This is a genomic window from Curtobacterium sp. MCPF17_002 (assembly GCF_003234115.2).
GTDB lineage: Bacteria > Actinomycetota > Actinomycetes > Actinomycetales > Microbacteriaceae > Curtobacterium.
Map to the genome: position 1 here is coordinate 1607806 of NZ_CP126251.1, position 15256 is coordinate 1623061.

Consider the following 15256-nt stretch of genomic DNA (forward strand, 5'->3'; position numbering starts at 1 on the left):
ACCTGCGCTGCGCGCGGCCGGCCCACAAGCGTGGGAGAATCGTCCGACCGTCCGACCCACCCCGAGGAACCGTGAGCCCACAAGCAGCCACTCCGCTCGAGCCCGCAGCGACTCCGGCCGAAGCGATCCGCAACTTCTGCATCATCGCGCACATCGACCACGGCAAGTCGACGCTGGCCGACCGCATGCTGTCGATCACCGGCATCGTCGAGGACCGCGCGATGCGTGCGCAGTACCTCGACCGCATGGACATCGAGCGCGAGCGCGGCATCACGATCAAGTCGCAGGCGGTCCGCATGCCGTGGGAGCTCGACGGGCAGACCTTCGCGCTCAACATGATCGACACGCCCGGGCACGTCGACTTCTCGTACGAGGTGTCCCGCTCGCTCGCCGCGTGCGAGGGCGCGATCCTGCTCGTCGACGCGGCGCAGGGCATCGAGGCGCAGACCCTCGCGAACCTCTACCTGGCGCTCGAGAACGACCTCGAGATCATCCCGGTGCTCAACAAGATCGACCTGCCGGCGGCCGAGCCGGACAAGTACGCCGCCGAGCTCGCGCAGCTCATCGGTGGCAAGCCGGAGGACGTCCTCCGCGTCTCCGGCAAGACCGGCGTCGGCGTGGCCGAGCTCCTGGACCGCGTCGTCCGCACCGTGCCGAGCCCGGTCGGTGACGTCGACGCGTCACCCCGCGCGATGATCTTCGACTCGGTCTACGACAGCTACCGCGGTGTGGTGACGTACGTGCGCATGATCGACGGCACGATCCACCCGCGCGAGAAGGTCCAGATGATGTCGACCAAGTCGACGCACGAGATCCTCGAGATCGGTGTGTCGTCGCCGGAGCCGACGCCCACGAAGGGGCTGTCGGTCGGTGAGGTCGGCTACCTCATCACGGGCGTCAAGGACGTCCGCCAGTCCAAGGTCGGCGACACCGTCACGACGGCGGCGAAGCCGGCGACCCAGGCGCTTGCCGGCTACACGGACCCGAAGCCGATGGTGTTCTCGGGCCTGTACCCGATCGACGGCTCGGACTACCCGGACCTGCGCGAGGCACTCGACAAGCTCAAGCTCTCGGACGCCGCACTGGTGTACGAGCCGGAGACCTCCGTCGCGCTCGGCTTCGGCTTCCGCTGCGGCTTCCTCGGCCTGCTGCACCTCGAGATCATCACCGAGCGCCTCAGCCGCGAGTTCGGCCTCGACCTCATCACCACCGCTCCGAGCGTGATCTACGAGGTCACGAACGAGGACAACACCGTCACCGAGGTCACGAATCCCTCCGAGTTCCCGGGCGGCCGTATCGTCGAGGTCCGCGAACCCATGGTGCGCGCAGCGATCCTCGCGCCGAAGGACTACGTCGGCGCGATCATGGAGCTCTGCCAGTCGCGGCGCGGCTCGCTGCTCGGCATGGAGTACCTCGGCGAGGACCGCGTCGAGATCCGGTACGAGATGCCCCTCGGCGAGATCGTCTTCGACTTCTTCGACCAGCTGAAGAGCAAGACGCAGGGCTACGCCTCGCTCGACTACGAGCCCACCGGCGACCAGGCGGCGGACCTCGTGAAGGTCGACATCCTGCTGCAGGGCGAGCAGGTCGACGCGTTCAGTGCGATCGTGCACCGCGACAAGGCGTACGCGTACGGCACGCTGATGACCGAGCGGCTCCGGAAGCTCATCCCGCGCCAGCAGTTCGAGGTGCCGATCCAGGCCGCCATCGGCGCCCGCATCATCGCCCGTGAGAGCATCCGGGCGATGCGCAAGGACGTCCTCGCGAAGTGCTACGGCGGTGACATCACCCGCAAGCGCAAGCTCCTCGAGAAGCAGAAGGAGGGCAAGAAGCGCATGAAGATGGTGGGTCGCGTCGAGGTGCCGCAGGAAGCCTTCATCGCCGCGCTGTCGGGCGACGTGGAGGAGAAGAAGAAGTAGGCCGGCGTCAGAGCGCGGGGCGGGCGTGGGTCCGCAGGGCGGCCAGGACGAGCGCCGGGAGGCTCGCGGCGGCCAGTCCCGCCAGTGCGGTCCGCAGGATGACCAGTCCGACAGCCGCGCCGTAGTCCGTCTGCTCCGCCGCGGCGAACCCGGCGACCACGGCGCCGATCACCATCGCCAGCGTGCAGAACCCCAGCACGTACGGCAGCCGTCGTGCGTCGTGCCGGCGCACCGCGAGCACGAGGGTCACCCCGAACAGGATCACGCCCGCTCCGGCACTGCACGCGCCGAACGCGGCGATGGCGTTCGCGGCGTCGGGGGCGCCCCAGTCGCTCGGCGGCGCGGACACGTAGCGGGCCGGGGACCCGAGTCCCGCCGTCGCCCACTCGACCGCTGCCCGGGCCGTCGTGGCGAGTCCGAACGCCGCGAGCGTCAGGACGGCGAACGAGGCCGTCGTGCGGTCGACGGACCGGAGGCGGGCGGGGGTGGAGCGGGGCACGGACCAACGATAGGGGCGTGGCGGGCGGGTGACGGGCCTCCAGTTCGGGGCGAGCGGAAAGCGGACGGCGCGTCGCGTATCCGAACGCCGCACGCTCCGTCTGTGGTTCGTCTCGCGCTGCACCGCCCCGGTACGTTCGTCGCCATGAGTACCCGCGAGAGCTGGTTCGTCTCGCGCTGCACCGCCCCGGTACGATTGTCGGCATGAGTACCCGCGGGAGCTACCGGACCGCCCTGACGTACGGAGCCGTGGGCGCGACCCAGGCCCCGGACCTCATGACGTACCCGCCGGACGGGTTCACCCCCTCCGAGTCCCGCGCGCGGATCGGCCACGGCGACCAGCGGTTCGAGACCGCGGTGATCCAGGCGCTGACGTGGCAGGTCCAGGAGCGCAGCGGCATCCGCGTGCACGTCGAGGAACAGCCCGACGACGACGAGGTCCGCTACAACCCGGTGACGTTCGACGACGACGGCGTGCCGATCGCGCCGGCCTCGATCGGGACGCCTCGGGTCGAGAAGTTCGCGCCGGACGGCACGCCGCTCGTGACGGCGGGGACGAGCGCCACGCTGACGATGCACGCGTTCGGACGGACCGTGCAGGCGCCGGTGCGGGTCGTGTCGATCATCGACGAGCACGACCGGAAGGGCTTCGCGTACGGCACCCTCGAGGGGCATCCGCTGTCGGGCGAGGAGTCGTTCGTCGTCGAGCGCACGCCCGATGGTTCGGTGTGGCTGCAGATCCGCCAGTTCTCGCAGCCGTCGAGCGCGAAGTGGCAGTTCGTCGCGCCGTTCCTGCGTCGTCAGCAGAAGGTGATGGCGGAGAAGTACCTGGCGGCGCTCCGCGGCGACTAGCCGACAGCAGGGCCTGGCCGACAGCGGCGACTAGCCGACCGGGCGCAGCGGTGGCAGCGCGGCGATGGCGTCCTCGATGAGCTGGGCGTCGTCCACGCAGTTCCGCGCGATGGTCACGGCGCCGGTCGCGCGGAGGGCCTCGACGTCGAAGACCCCGGTCGCCACCGCGAGGAACGGGATGCCGACGGCGTCCGCCGCTTCGCCGTCCCGCGGGGTGTCCCCGACGATCACGGCCCGGGTGCCGGCCAGGGCCTCGGCGGCCCGTGCGGTGACCCCGCTGCGCTCGACCTCGGCGTCCCCGAAGTACGAGTGCTCCCAGTCGAAGGCGTCGACGTCGAACCCGGCGCCCTCGAGCTTGACGCGGGCTCGGTAGGCGGAGTTGCCGGTGAGCAGCCCGTTCCGCCAGCCGAGCTCGGCGAACCGTGCCACCAGGGCGCGGGCACCGGGTGCCGGGTTGCGGTGGTCGCCGGAGCGGTGCCGCTCCTCGGTGAGGTCGTGCAGGTGCCCGCTGACGGTGGGGATGAGGTCGTCGTCGAGGTCGTGCGCGCGGACGTGCTCGGCGATGAGGCCCGCGTCGGTCCGGCCGTGCTGGTGTCCGACGCGGAGGACGAGGTCGCGGCCCACCGCCCGCTCGAGCGCGAGGTGGTAGAGGTTGCCCGGCGACGAGGCGTTCAACACGAGGGTGCCGTCGATGTCCCACAGCACCGTGGTGGGGACGGGGTGGTGCTCCATGCCTCCATCATGACGGACAATGGAGTCCATGCCGAGTGCTCTCCCGATCGCCGACCCCGCCCCCGCGGACGGCTTGATCACCCCGGCGTCCGGAGCCGGTGACGTCCCCTTCGGCGTGTACGTGCACGTGCCGTTCTGCCGGGTGCGCTGCGGCTACTGCGACTTCAACACCTACACGGCGTCCGAGCTGCGCGGGGTCCGTCGTGACGACTACGCCGGCCACGCCGTCCGCGAGATCGAGTGGGCCGCGCAGGTGCTCGACCGGTCGGGCGTGCCGCGGCGTTCGGTGTCGACGGTGTTCTTCGGCGGCGGTACCCCGACGATGCTGCCGGCGTCCGACCTGGCGATGATCCTCCGCGCGATCGACGACACCTGGGGGATCCTCCCCGGTGCCGAGGTCACGACCGAGGCGAACCCGGACTCCGTCGACGCCGAGTCGCTCGCGGTGCTGCGCGCCGGCGGGTTCAACCGCATCAGCTACGGCATGCAGTCGGCGGTGCCGCAGGTGCTGGCGACGCTGGACCGGACGCACGACCCGCTGCGGGTGCCGATCGTCGTGGACCTCGCGAAGCAGCAGGGACTCGACGTCTCGCTCGACCTCATCTACTCGACGCCGGGGGAGTCCCTCGACGACTGGCGCACCTCCCTCGACGCCGCCCTGGCGTGCGAGCCGGACCACGTGTCGGCGTACTCGCTCATCGTCGAGGACGGCACCGCGATGGGGCGGATGGTCGCGCGCGGGGAGCTCCCGGCGCCCGACGACGACCTCGCGGCGGACATGTACGAGCTGGCCGACCAGGTGCTCGGCGACGCCGGCTACTCCTGGTACGAGGTCTCGAACTGGGCCCGCACCGACGCACAGGGTGGCACCGAGCAGCACGCCAGTCGGCACAACCTGTCCTACTGGAAGGGTCACGACTGGTGGGGCGTCGGGCCGGGCGCGCACTCCGCGGTCGCCGGCACGCGCTGGTGGAACGTGAAGCACCCGGCCGCGTACGCGAACCGGGTGCTGTCGGGGGAGTCGCCCGCCGCCGGGCGCGAGACCCTCGACGACGAGACCCGGTACGTCGAGCGCGTCCTGCTCGCGGCGCGGGTCCGCGGTGAGCTCGCGACGTCGGAACTGGGCCAGGAGGCCCGTGGCCGGGTCGCGGGACTCATCGCACGTGGTCTCGTGGACGGGTCGGCCGCGGTGCGGGGACGCATCGACCTGACCCTGCGGGGTCGCCTGCTCGCGGACGCGGTGGTCCGCGAGCTGCTCGACTGAGCGGGGCGGGGTCCTGCTACTGCTTGATGAACTCGATCGAGAGCGGGTAGCGGTAGTACTCGCCACGGTTCGCGGCGACGGCGGCCATGATGCCGAAGATGATCGACACGATCGCCGCTGCCATGATCACGAACGCGCCGATCACGATGATCGACAGGATCGTCCCGGCGACGTAGGCGATCGCCATCGTGATGTGGAAGTTCAGCGCGACGCGGGTGTGCTCGCGGATGAACCCGCCGCGGTCGCGCAGCACGAGGTAGGCGATGAGCGGCGCGATGAAGTTGAAGAAGATGCCGCCGATGTGGGTGAGGGTCGCCCAGAGGCGCTGGTCCTCCGGTGACATCGGCTGCGGGGGCGTGTAGCCGCCCGGGTACTGCGGGCCGCCGGGACCCTGCGGGCCGCCGGGACCCTGCGGGCCGTTCCACCCGGGTCCGCCGGGCTGGCCGGGCTGCTGTCCGTAGGGTCCGCCTGGTTGCTGGCCGGAGGGGCCGCCGGGCTGCTGTCCGTAGCTCATGCCGGAAGCGTATCGGCAGGCTGTGGAGAAGTCCCGATCCGTCGGTGGTCGGGCGTAGGATCAGCAGTCGACACCTCCGAGTGCCAGAACGAGTGGAAAGGGGTCCGGGTGGTCAGCGAACGCAGTCTCGAGGTCCTCAAGGCCATCGTGCGGGACTACGTGGCATCCCGTGAGCCGGTCGGCTCGAAGACGATCGTCGAGCGGCACGCCTTCGGGGTCAGCGCCGCCACGATCCGGAACGACATGGCCCAGCTCGAGGACGAGCAGCTCATCGCCGCACCGCACACCTCCTCCGGCCGTGTCCCCACCGACAAGGGCTACCGGGTGTTCGTCGACCACCTCGCCGGTGCCCGTCCGCTGTCGAGTGCGCAGCGCCACGCGATCGAGACCTTCCTCGGGGCGCCGAACGACCTCGACGAGGTCCTCGGCCGCACCGTCCGGCTCCTCAGTCAGCTCACCAACCAGGTCGCCCTCGTGCAGTACCCGTCGATGGTGCGCGCGCGGGTGCAGCACATCGAGCTCGTCCGCCTCGGCGACGACAGGCTCATGGTCGTCCTCATCACCGACACTGCCCGGGTCGAGCAGCGCGTCGTGGAGACGGACGTCATGCTCGACGAGACCGGGCTCACCGAACTCCGCGCGGTCGTGAACGGCGCCACCGTCGGGCTCCTGCTGCAGGACGTCGCGACGGCGCTCCGCGCGGTCCCGCAGCAGATCCGGCCGGATGCCCAGCCGCTCGCGGGCGTCGTCGTCGCCACCCTCATCGAACAGGTCGCCGCGAACCGGCAGGACCGTCTGGTGATGGCCGGCGCGGCGAACCTCGCCAAGAGCGAACAGGACTTCTCCGGCGGCCTCTTCCCCGTGCTCGAGGCGATCGAGGAACAGGTCACCCTGCTCCGGCTGTTCGGCGAGATGCGGATCGACGACGTCGCCGTCGCGGCCCGGATCGGCGTGGAGAACGCCGAGTACGGGCTCGACGCGACGAGCATCGTCGCCGGCGGGTACCTGGCCCGCGGCGAGGTCGCCCGGCTCGGCGTGCTCGGACCCACCCGGATGGACTACGGCACGAACATGTCCGCGGTCCGCGCCGTCGCACGGTACCTGTCCAAACTCCTGGGCGAACATTGACCAGGCCCGCACGCGACTGACCCGGGCCGACCGGTCGAGGCGATCCGCGCCTCCAGGCCCACCGGCGTCAACCGAACCAGCGTCCACCAGACCAGCGCCCACCAGCGCAGTGCCCACCAGACCAGCGGCGACCGCCGCACCGAACCGAACCGACTGAGGGATACGTGGCAGACCACTACGACGTCCTCGGCGTCCAGCCGGACGCCTCCGATGCCGACATCAAGAAGGCGTACCGCCGACTGGCGCGCGAACTGCACCCGGACGTGAACCCGAGCCCGGAAGCATCCGAGCGCTTCAAGGACGTGACGCACGCGTACGACGTGCTGAGCGACCCGGAGCAGCGGCGCCGCTACGACGCCGGGCCACAGGCCGACAGCCCCTTCGGCGGCGGCGCCGGCGGGTTCAGCGACATCTTCGACGCGTTCTTCGGCGGCGGTGGCGGTGGCGGCCGGGGCAACGGACCGCGCAGCCGCGCCGAGCGCGGGCAGGACGCCCTGCTGCGCATCGAGGTCGACCTCGACGAGGTCGTCTTCGGCACCCACAAGGACGTCGAGGTCGACACGGCCGTGCTCTGCGAGACCTGCGGCGGTTCGTGCGCGGCTCCCGGCACGCACCCGCAGACCTGCGACATCTGCGGCGGCACCGGCCACATCCAGCGCCAGGTCCGCTCGCTCCTCGGCAACGTCGTGACGAGCGCTCCCTGCGGCACCTGCCGCGGCTACGGCACCGTCATCCCGAACCCGTGCCCCACGTGCCAGGGCCAGGGCCGCGTCCGCGCCCGTCGCACCGTGCCGGTCGACGTCCCCGCGGGCGTCGACTCCGGCCTGCGGCTGCAGATGCCCGGCCAGGGCGAGGTCGGTCCGGCCGGCGGTCCCTCCGGCGACCTCTACCTCGAGATCCGGGTGCGGCACCACGACGTCTTCAGCCGCGACGGCGACGACCTCCTCGCCACGCTCGAGGTCCAGATGACCGACGCGATCCTCGGCACCACGACGACGATCGACGGCCTCGACGGCCCCGTCCAGCTCGAGGTCCGCCCCGGCGTGCAGAGCGCCGACGTGCTCGTCATCAAGGACCGCGGCATCACGAAGCTCCGCGGCAACGGGCGCGGCGACCTGCGGGTCGGCGTGCAGGTCGTGACCCCGACGAAGCTCTCGCACAAGGAGCGGCAGCTCGTCGAGCAGCTCGCGAAGTCGCACAAGGCCGCGCAGCCGCAACTCGCCCGGTTCCAGCAGGGCATGTTCGGCAAGCTCCGCGACCGCTTCTTCAACTTCTGATGGCGTCGCTCTACCTCGTCGAGTCGCTCGACGGCGTCGCCGTGGGCGGCACGGTCCCGCTCGACGGGGCAGAGGGACGACACGCGGTCTCGGTGGCGCGGGTCCGGGTGGGGGAGACCCTGCGGATCGGTGACGGCCGCGGCACCGTGGTGACCGGATCCGTGACGTCCGTCGGCCGCGACGCGCTCGAGCTGTCCGTGTCGGACCGCGCCGTCTCGCCGGCCCCCGTTCCGTCGTTGACGCTCGTGCAGGCCCTCGCGAAGGGCGGGCGCGACGAGATGGCGGTGCAGGCGGCGACCGAGATCGGCGTCGACCGGATCGTGCCGTGGTCGGCGGCGCGCAGCGTCTCCCGGTGGGAGGGCGCGAAGGTCGAGAAGGGCCGTGCGCGCTGGGCTGCCATCGTGCACGAGGCGTCGAAGCAGGCGATCCGCCCGCGGGTGCCGGAGGTCGACGCTCCGGTCACCACAGCGCAGCTGGCGGCGCTCGTCGGAGGTCTCCGCGCGGTGCTCGTGCTGGACCCGGTCGGGGACGTGCCGCTGTCCGCGTGGGAGCGGCCGGCGGACGTCGAGGACATCGTGCTCGTCGTCGGGCCGGAGGGCGGGATCGACGGATCCGAGTTCGACCGGCTGGTCGCTGCCGGGGCCGTCCGGGTGCGACTCGGCGACACCGTGCTCCGGACGTCCACCGCCGGGCCCGCTGCACTCGCAGTCCTCCAGACGCGGCTCGGACGCTGGTAGCCGGATCGGGAAGGCGGGGCGTCAGCCCTGCGTTCTACGATGGAGTCATGAGCAGCAGCACGCCCAGCGTCTTCTCGAAGATCATCGCGCGCGAGATCCCGGCCACCGTCGTCGCCGAGGACGACCGTGTGATCGCGATCGAGGACATCGCCCCGAAGGCCCCCGTCCACGTGCTCGTCATCCCCAAGACCGAGGAGTACGCGAACGTCTCCGAGCTCGCCACCGGCGACCCGGACCTCCTCGCCCACGTGGTCGCCACCGCGCAGCGCATCGCCGACGAGCGCGCCGGCGGCCAGTTCCGTCTCGTCTTCAACACCGGCGAAGCCGCCGGTCAGACCGTGTTCCACGTGCACGCGCACGTACTCGCAGGTGAACTGCAGGAAGGCACCCTTGCCGGCTAACGAACCAGCATCCTCCCCGACCGACCCGTCGGACGTCTCCGTCTCGATCCAGGTCGACGGCATCGCGATGGTCCAGCTGCTCGGTCCCCAGGACCGACTGCTCAAGACCGTCGAACGGCAGTACCCCGGCGTGCGGGTGCTCGTCCGTGGCAACGAGGTCTCGCTGACCGGGCCCGAGCGGGACGTCACCCGTGCCCAGGCGCTCGTCGACGAACTCGTCGGCATGGTGAAGCGCGGCCAGGACATCGGCGCGTCGGACATCCCGGTCTCCGCACGGCTCCTCGACGAGGACCGCAAGCCGTCCGACACCTTCGGCACGCCGATCGTGTCGAGCCGCGGCAAGTCGGTCCGTCCGAAGACGGACGGGCAGCGCGCGTACGTCGACGCGATCGACGAGCACACCATCACGTTCGGCATCGGCCCGGCCGGTACCGGCAAGACGTACCTGGCGATGGCGAAGGCCGTGCAGGCGCTGCAGCGTCGCGAGGTCAGCCGCATCATCCTCACCCGCCCCGCGGTCGAGGCCGGTGAGCGCCTCGGGTTCCTGCCCGGCACGCTGACCGACAAGATCGACCCGTACCTGCGCCCGCTGTACGACGCGCTCAACGAGATGATGGACCCCGAGCTGGTCCCGAAGCTCCTGGCCGCCGGCACGGTCGAGGTGGCACCGCTCGCGTACATGCGCGGCCGGACGCTCAACGACTCGTTCGTCATCCTCGACGAGGCGCAGAACACCACGCCCGAGCAGATGAAGATGTTCCTGACCCGACTCGGATTCGGCTCGAAGATGGTCGTCACGGGCGACATCACCCAGGTCGACCTGCCCGGCAACCTCTCCGGCCTCCGCCTCGTCACCCGGATCCTCGACCAGGTCGACGACATCCACTTCTCGCGCCTCGGCAGCGAGGACGTCGTGCGGCACACGCTCGTCGGCCGGATCGTCGACGCCTACACCGTCTACGACGAGGAACGCCTCGCCGAGCAGTCCGGGCACCGCCAGGGGTCCCCGTCCCCCCAGAACGATGCCCGAGGAGGCAACCGGTGAGCATCGAGCTCAACAACGAGTCCGGCGTCGAGGTCGACGAGGCAGCCATCCAGCGCCTCGCCGCCTTCGCACTCGACGCGCTGCACGTCCACGCCGACGCGGAGCTCGCGATCGTGCTCGTGGACGAAGGGGCGATGGAGCAGCTGCACGTCCGGTGGATGGACGAGCCCGGCCCCACCGACGTGCTGAGCTTCCCGATGGACGAACTCCGTCCGGGCACCGAGGACGACCCCACGCCCGCCGGCCTGCTCGGCGACATCGTGCTCTGCCCGCAGGTGGCCGAGGAGCAGGCGAAGACCGCCGGCCACTCCAGCACCGACGAGATGCTCCTCCTCACCTGCCACGGCATCCTGCACCTGCTCGGGTTCGACCACGCCGAGCCGGACGAGAAGGCCGAGATGTTCGGGCTGCAGGGCGAGATCCTCACCGCCTTCGCCGCGCAGCGCCGAGGACGGTGACCTGATGCTGCTCGTCACCGGCCTGCTCGCGGTGGCGCTCGCGCTCGTCGTCCTCGGCGGCCTGCTCGCCGCCTCCGACGCCGCTCTCTCCGTGGTGTCCCGCGCCGACCTCGACGACATCGCTCGGGGGAGCGGGCACCGGCGCGCGATCGAGGCGATCGGCGACGACGTCGGCGCCCACGTCAACGCCCTCAACTTCTTCCGGGTGCTGGCGGAGACCGCTGCCGCCGTGCTCGTCACCATCGCGCTCGTCATGGTGTTCGACACCTGGTGGGTCGCGCTGATCGTGGCCGCGGCGATCATGACCGCGGTCTCGTTCGTGCTGGTCGGGTCCAGTCCCCGCAGCGTCGGGCGAGCGCACGCCGAGCGGCTGATCGGGTCGACGGGTGGCATCGTGCACGGCATCCGCATCGTGCTCGGGCCGCTCGCCGGGCTCCTCGTGACGATCGGCGACCGCGTCACACCGGGCCGCGGTCGGAGTGCCTCGACGGTGTCGAGCGAGGAACAGCTGCTCTCGCTCGTCGACGAGGCGACCGAGAGCAACGTCCTCGAACAGGACGACCGTGAACTCATCCACTCGGTGTTCGAGTTCAGCGACACCCTGATCCGCGAGGTGATGGTCCCGCGCACCGACATGCTCACCGTGGACGGCTCGGACACCCTCGCCGCCGGTATGGAGCAGTTCCTCGCTTCCGGCGTCTCGCGCATGCCGGTCACGGGGAAGGACAGCGACGACGTGCTCGGCGTCCTGTACCTCCGCGACGTCTCCCGTGCCCTCTACGAGCGGCCCGGGTCCGGTTCGCAGCGCGTCACGACGATCCTCCGTCCGGCCGAGTTCGTGCCGGAGTCGAAGGCCGCCGACGACACCCTCCGGCACATGCAGGTCGCCAAGAACCACCTCGTGCTCGTCGTCGACGAGTACGGCGGCGTCGCCGGGCTGGTCACGATGGAGGACCTCATCGAGGAGCTCGTTGGCGACATCTCCGACGAGTACGACCGCGCCGTGGTCGACCGGGTCGAGATCGAACCCGGCACCTGGCGGATCTCGGCCCGACTGCCGATCGACGAGCTCGGCGACCTGTTCGGCATCGAGCTCGACGACGACGACGTGGACACCGCCGGGGGCCTCCTCACCAAGGAGCTCGGCCACCTCGCCATCAGCGGCGACACCGTCACCGTCTCCGGGCTCGTGCTCACCGCCGACCGCGTCGAGGGCAAGCGACGCCACCTCATCACCGTGCTCGCCGAGCGCACCCCGGAACTCGCCGGCGTCGAGGACGCCTTCGACGACGCGACACCCACCACGACGGGAACCACGCACCCATGACCGACACCACCCCCACCTCCGGCGAGCCGTACCGCGCCGGGTTCGTCTCCTTCGTCGGCCGTCCGAACGTCGGGAAGTCCACGCTGACGAACGCCCTCGTCGGTGAGAAGGTCGCCATCACCTCGTCGAAGCCGCAGACCACGCGGCGGGCCATCCGCGGCATCGTGCACCGGCCGAACGGTCAGGTCATCATCGTCGACACCCCCGGTGTGCACCGGCCGCGGACGCTGCTCGGCGAACGGCTCAACGACCTCGTGCAGTCGACGCTCGGCGACGTCGACGTCATCGGCTTCTGCGTGCCCGCGAACGAACCGATCGGGCCGGGCGACAAGTACATCAACGACACGCTCGACCAGTACCCGCGCGCGAAGAAGATCGCGATCGTGACGAAGATCGACCGCACCGCGAAGGACGCCGTCGGCGAGCAGCTCCTGGCGGTCTCGCGGCTCCGCGAGTGGGACTCGATCATCCCGACGTCGGGCACGAAGGGGCTCCAGCTCGAGGTCCTGCTCGAGGAGATCACCAAGCTCCTGCCCGAGTCGCCGCAGCTGTACGACTCCTCGACGGTCACCGAGGAGACGGACGAGGAGCGCATCGGGGAACTCATCCGCGAAGCCGCGCTCGAGGGCGTGCGCGACGAACTCCCGCACTCGCTCGCGGTCGTCATCGAGGACATCGTCGAGCCCGACGACGAGGACGACCCCGACGGTCCCCTGCGGATCTTCGCGAACCTGTTCGTCGAGCGCGACAGCCAGAAGGCGATCGTCATCGGCCGCGGCGGTGAACGCCTCAAGGACGTCGGATCGCGGTCCCGCGTCGAGATCGAGTCGCTGCTGGGTGGGCGGCACGTGTTCCTCAACATCCGGGTGAAGGTCGCGAAGGAGTGGCAGCGCGACCCGAAGCAGCTCGGGCGTCTGGGCTTCTGAGCAGGGCCGGCTGGTCCTGATCCGGGCCGGCCGCTCCTGACGCGGGTCATCCGCGGGACGGACGCGCGCACCGGCTCTGCGCCGTACCGTGGTGTGGTGTTCCGTCCCATGCTGCGCGCGCAGGTCATCACCGACGTCGTCATCGCCGTCGTGCTCGGTGGACTCGTGCTCGTCGCGACCGCCCGGGGGATCGACTCGCCGCTCTCCTACGTGACCGTGGTGGGGATGACCGCGGCCCTGGCGCTCCGTCGGCTCTCGCCGGGTCTCGCACTCGCCACCGCGTGGGTGGTCGCCGTCTTCGAGATGGTCACCAGCCAGGTGCCGGACCTGTCGAACCTCTTCATCGCCGGCGTCGTCTACACGACCAGCCGGTACGGCAGCCGACGGGTCCGGATCGCCGGGCTCGTGTCGGCGATCGTCGGTCCCGTCACCGCGGCCCTCTACCTCGGGTTCGACGACCTCCGGCAGCGTGAGGGCATCGTCACCGCGACCACGCCGGCGCAGGAGTCGCTGAAGGTCGCGATCGCGTACTTCGCGATGGTGTTGCTCCTCCTCCTCCTGCCGTGGCTCGCCGGGCTGGTCGCCCGCACCCGGCGCTCGGCGAGCATGAGCCGGGAGGCCCAGCTCCTCGCCGAACGCGACGCCGCCCGGGCCGACCGCGCCGTCGCGGTTGAACAGGAACGCGTGCGGATCGCCCGCGACATGCACGACATCGTCGCGCACTCGCTCGCGGTCGTGATCGCCCAGGCCGACGGCGCCCGGTACGCGCTGAAGGCTGACCCGGCCATCGCGGACGAGGCGCTCGGCACCATCTCGACCACCGCACGCCGTGCCCTCGGCGACGTCCGGGAACTCCTCGGCGCCCTCCGCCACGAGCAGGGCTCCGCGCCGACGCCGGAGATCGACGACATCGACCGGCTCGTGCACGAGATGCGCGAGGTCGGCCTCGACGTGCGCGTCGAGCGGGACGGCGACCCGGACGGACTCCCGACGACGACGCAGCTCGCGGTCTACCGGATCGTGCAGGAGAGCCTGACGAACGCGTGGAAGCACGGCGAGCCCGGAACGCCCGTGCACGCCGTCGTCACCTACCGGCCGGACACCGTCGAGATCAGCGTGGTGAACCGCCGCGCCGACGACGGCACACGGGGTCCCGGTACCGGACACGGCCTGGTCGGGATGCGTGAGCGTGCGGCGATGACCGGCGGGACGATGACGGCCGGCGTGCGCGGCGACGACTTCGCGGTCGCCGTCCGGATGCCCGCCGTGCCCGCCAGCGGCCAGATGCCCCGCGGGTTGCTGTCCACCACGACGAACCCAGCCACGACGGGCCCAGCCACGACGGGCCCCGCCACGACGGGCCCCGCCACGACGGGCCCCGCCACGACGGGCCCAACCACGACGGCCCCCGCCGGGGGCAGCCGCTCGACGCCCGTCACGAACCCCACCTCGACCTCCCAGGAGCGCACCGGCCGATGAACGACACCCCGATCCGCGTCGCGCTCGTCGACGACCAGGCACTCTTCCGTACCGGCATCCGGATGCTCATCGACTCCCAGGCCGACCTGCAGTTCGTGGGCGAGGCCGGCAACGGGGCCGAAGGGGTGGAGCTCGTCCGTCGCGGTCGCCCCGACGTCGTGCTCATGGACGTCCGGATGCCGGTGATGGACGGCATCACCGCGACGGAGCGCATCGTCGAGGACAGCGGGACGGACGGCGCGAAGGTGCTCGTCCTCACCACGTTCGACTTCGACGAGGCCGCGGCGAAGGCCATCCGGGCCGGGGCGAGCGGCTTCGTCCTCAAGGACGCGGACCCGGAGTTCCTGCTCGCCGCGATCCGGACCGTGCACGCCGGCACCGCGGTGTTCGCGGCCTCGGCCACGCGGGAGCTCCTCCGGCGCTACGAGGACGCCAGCGTGCAGGCGGCGAACGTGCCGGCGGCCTTCGCGGACCTCACCCCGCGGGAGCGCGAGATCTTCGACCTCGCCGCGCGCGGGTTCAGCAACAGCGAGATCGCGCAGCACGAGTACGTCAGCGAAGCGACCGTGAAGACCCACATCTCCCGTGTGCTCACGAAGCTCGAACTGCGCGACCGGGTGCGGCTCGTCGTGTTCGCCCACCAGCACGGCCTCGTCACGAAGGCAGACTGACCCTCATCCGCTCGGATGACTTCCCCAC

At 71.0% G+C, this 15256-nt stretch carries 16 protein-coding genes; 13 read left to right on the forward strand and 3 right to left on the reverse strand.

The window, feature by feature from the left end; genetic code table 11:
- The first annotated feature begins 71 nt into the window (after window positions 1–71).
- Window positions 72–1919 carry a translation elongation factor 4 gene (gene lepA / locus DEJ28_RS07520; RefSeq protein WP_111117555.1) on the forward strand — a complete coding sequence of 616 codons (1848 nt, stop codon included), beginning with the start codon at window positions 72–74 and terminating at the stop codon, window positions 1917–1919.
- A 7-nt stretch (window positions 1920–1926) separates the two neighbouring features.
- On the opposite strand, the gene DEJ28_RS07525 is transcribed toward lepA, so the two are convergent.
- Window positions 1927–2418 (reverse strand): hypothetical protein, encoded by a 492-nt coding sequence (locus tag DEJ28_RS07525; RefSeq protein WP_111117556.1) that lies wholly within the window; start codon window positions 2416–2418, stop codon window positions 1927–1929.
- A gap of 203 nt (window positions 2419–2621) precedes the next feature.
- On the opposite strand from DEJ28_RS07525, the gene DEJ28_RS07530 reads away from it, so the two are divergent.
- Window positions 2622–3269, forward strand: a complete 648-nt coding sequence (locus DEJ28_RS07530; protein ID WP_111116311.1) for a DUF1990 domain-containing protein — start codon at window positions 2622–2624, stop codon at window positions 3267–3269.
- 30 nt (window positions 3270–3299) lie between these two features.
- Here DEJ28_RS07530 and DEJ28_RS07535 read toward each other — a convergent pair whose 3' ends face one another.
- Window positions 3300–4001: an HAD family hydrolase gene (locus tag DEJ28_RS07535; RefSeq protein WP_181433764.1), complete on the reverse strand. Its 702-nt coding sequence runs from the start codon at window positions 3999–4001 to the stop codon at window positions 3300–3302.
- 28 nt (window positions 4002–4029) lie between these two features.
- Here DEJ28_RS07535 and hemW point away from each other — a divergent pair, with 28 nt between their 5' ends.
- On the forward strand, window positions 4030–5265 hold the full coding sequence (gene hemW, locus DEJ28_RS07540; protein ID WP_111116307.1) for a radical SAM family heme chaperone HemW: 1236 nt from the start codon (window positions 4030–4032) through the stop codon (window positions 5263–5265).
- Window positions 5266–5281: 16 nt separating this feature from the next.
- Here hemW and DEJ28_RS07545 read toward each other — a convergent pair whose 3' ends face one another.
- Complete coding sequence (locus tag DEJ28_RS07545) at window positions 5282–5779, reverse strand: DUF4870 domain-containing protein (RefSeq protein WP_258368123.1); 498 nt, start codon at window positions 5777–5779, stop codon at window positions 5282–5284.
- 108 nt (window positions 5780–5887) lie between these two features.
- On the opposite strand from DEJ28_RS07545, the gene hrcA reads away from it, so the two are divergent.
- The 10 genes from hrcA to DEJ28_RS07595 all read left to right on the forward strand — a co-directional run bounded on the left by hrcA (window position 5888) and on the right by DEJ28_RS07595 (window position 15228).
- Entirely contained in the window at window positions 5888–6907 is a 1020-nt protein-coding gene (hrcA, locus tag DEJ28_RS07550) for a heat-inducible transcriptional repressor HrcA (RefSeq protein WP_111116305.1), read from the forward strand.
- Between the two features lie 164 nt (window positions 6908–7071).
- Window positions 7072–8184 (forward strand): molecular chaperone DnaJ, encoded by a 1113-nt coding sequence (gene dnaJ / locus DEJ28_RS07555; RefSeq protein ID WP_111116303.1) that lies wholly within the window; start codon window positions 7072–7074, stop codon window positions 8182–8184.
- On the forward strand, window positions 8184–8921 hold the full coding sequence (locus DEJ28_RS07560) for a 16S rRNA (uracil(1498)-N(3))-methyltransferase (RefSeq protein WP_111116301.1): 738 nt from the start codon (window positions 8184–8186) through the stop codon (window positions 8919–8921). Before dnaJ ends, DEJ28_RS07560 begins: the two co-directional genes overlap by 1 nt.
- A gap of 47 nt (window positions 8922–8968) precedes the next feature.
- Window positions 8969–9322 carry a histidine triad nucleotide-binding protein gene (locus DEJ28_RS07565; RefSeq protein ID WP_111116299.1) on the forward strand — a complete coding sequence of 118 codons (354 nt, stop codon included), beginning with the start codon at window positions 8969–8971 and terminating at the stop codon, window positions 9320–9322.
- On the forward strand, window positions 9312–10367 hold the full coding sequence (locus DEJ28_RS07570; protein ID WP_502866949.1) for a PhoH family protein: 1056 nt from the start codon (window positions 9312–9314) through the stop codon (window positions 10365–10367). The genes DEJ28_RS07565 and DEJ28_RS07570 overlap by 11 nt, the downstream gene beginning before the upstream one ends.
- On the forward strand, window positions 10364–10825 hold the full coding sequence (ybeY, locus tag DEJ28_RS07575; protein ID WP_070418693.1) for an rRNA maturation RNase YbeY: 462 nt from the start codon (window positions 10364–10366) through the stop codon (window positions 10823–10825). The genes DEJ28_RS07570 and ybeY overlap by 4 nt, the downstream gene beginning before the upstream one ends.
- A gap of 4 nt (window positions 10826–10829) precedes the next feature.
- Window positions 10830–12152 carry a hemolysin family protein gene (locus tag DEJ28_RS07580; RefSeq protein WP_111116297.1) on the forward strand — a complete coding sequence of 441 codons (1323 nt, stop codon included), beginning with the start codon at window positions 10830–10832 and terminating at the stop codon, window positions 12150–12152.
- Window positions 12149–13078: a GTPase Era gene (era, locus tag DEJ28_RS07585; RefSeq protein ID WP_111116295.1), complete on the forward strand. Its 930-nt coding sequence runs from the start codon at window positions 12149–12151 to the stop codon at window positions 13076–13078. The genes DEJ28_RS07580 and era overlap by 4 nt, the downstream gene beginning before the upstream one ends.
- Window positions 13079–13174: 96 nt before the next feature.
- Window positions 13175–14557 (forward strand): sensor histidine kinase, encoded by a 1383-nt coding sequence (locus DEJ28_RS07590; RefSeq protein WP_146248875.1) that lies wholly within the window; start codon window positions 13175–13177, stop codon window positions 14555–14557.
- Window positions 14554–15228 (forward strand): response regulator, encoded by a 675-nt coding sequence (locus tag DEJ28_RS07595; RefSeq protein WP_111116291.1) that lies wholly within the window; start codon window positions 14554–14556, stop codon window positions 15226–15228. The genes DEJ28_RS07590 and DEJ28_RS07595 overlap by 4 nt, the downstream gene beginning before the upstream one ends.
- The last annotated feature ends 28 nt before the right edge of the window (window positions 15229–15256 follow it).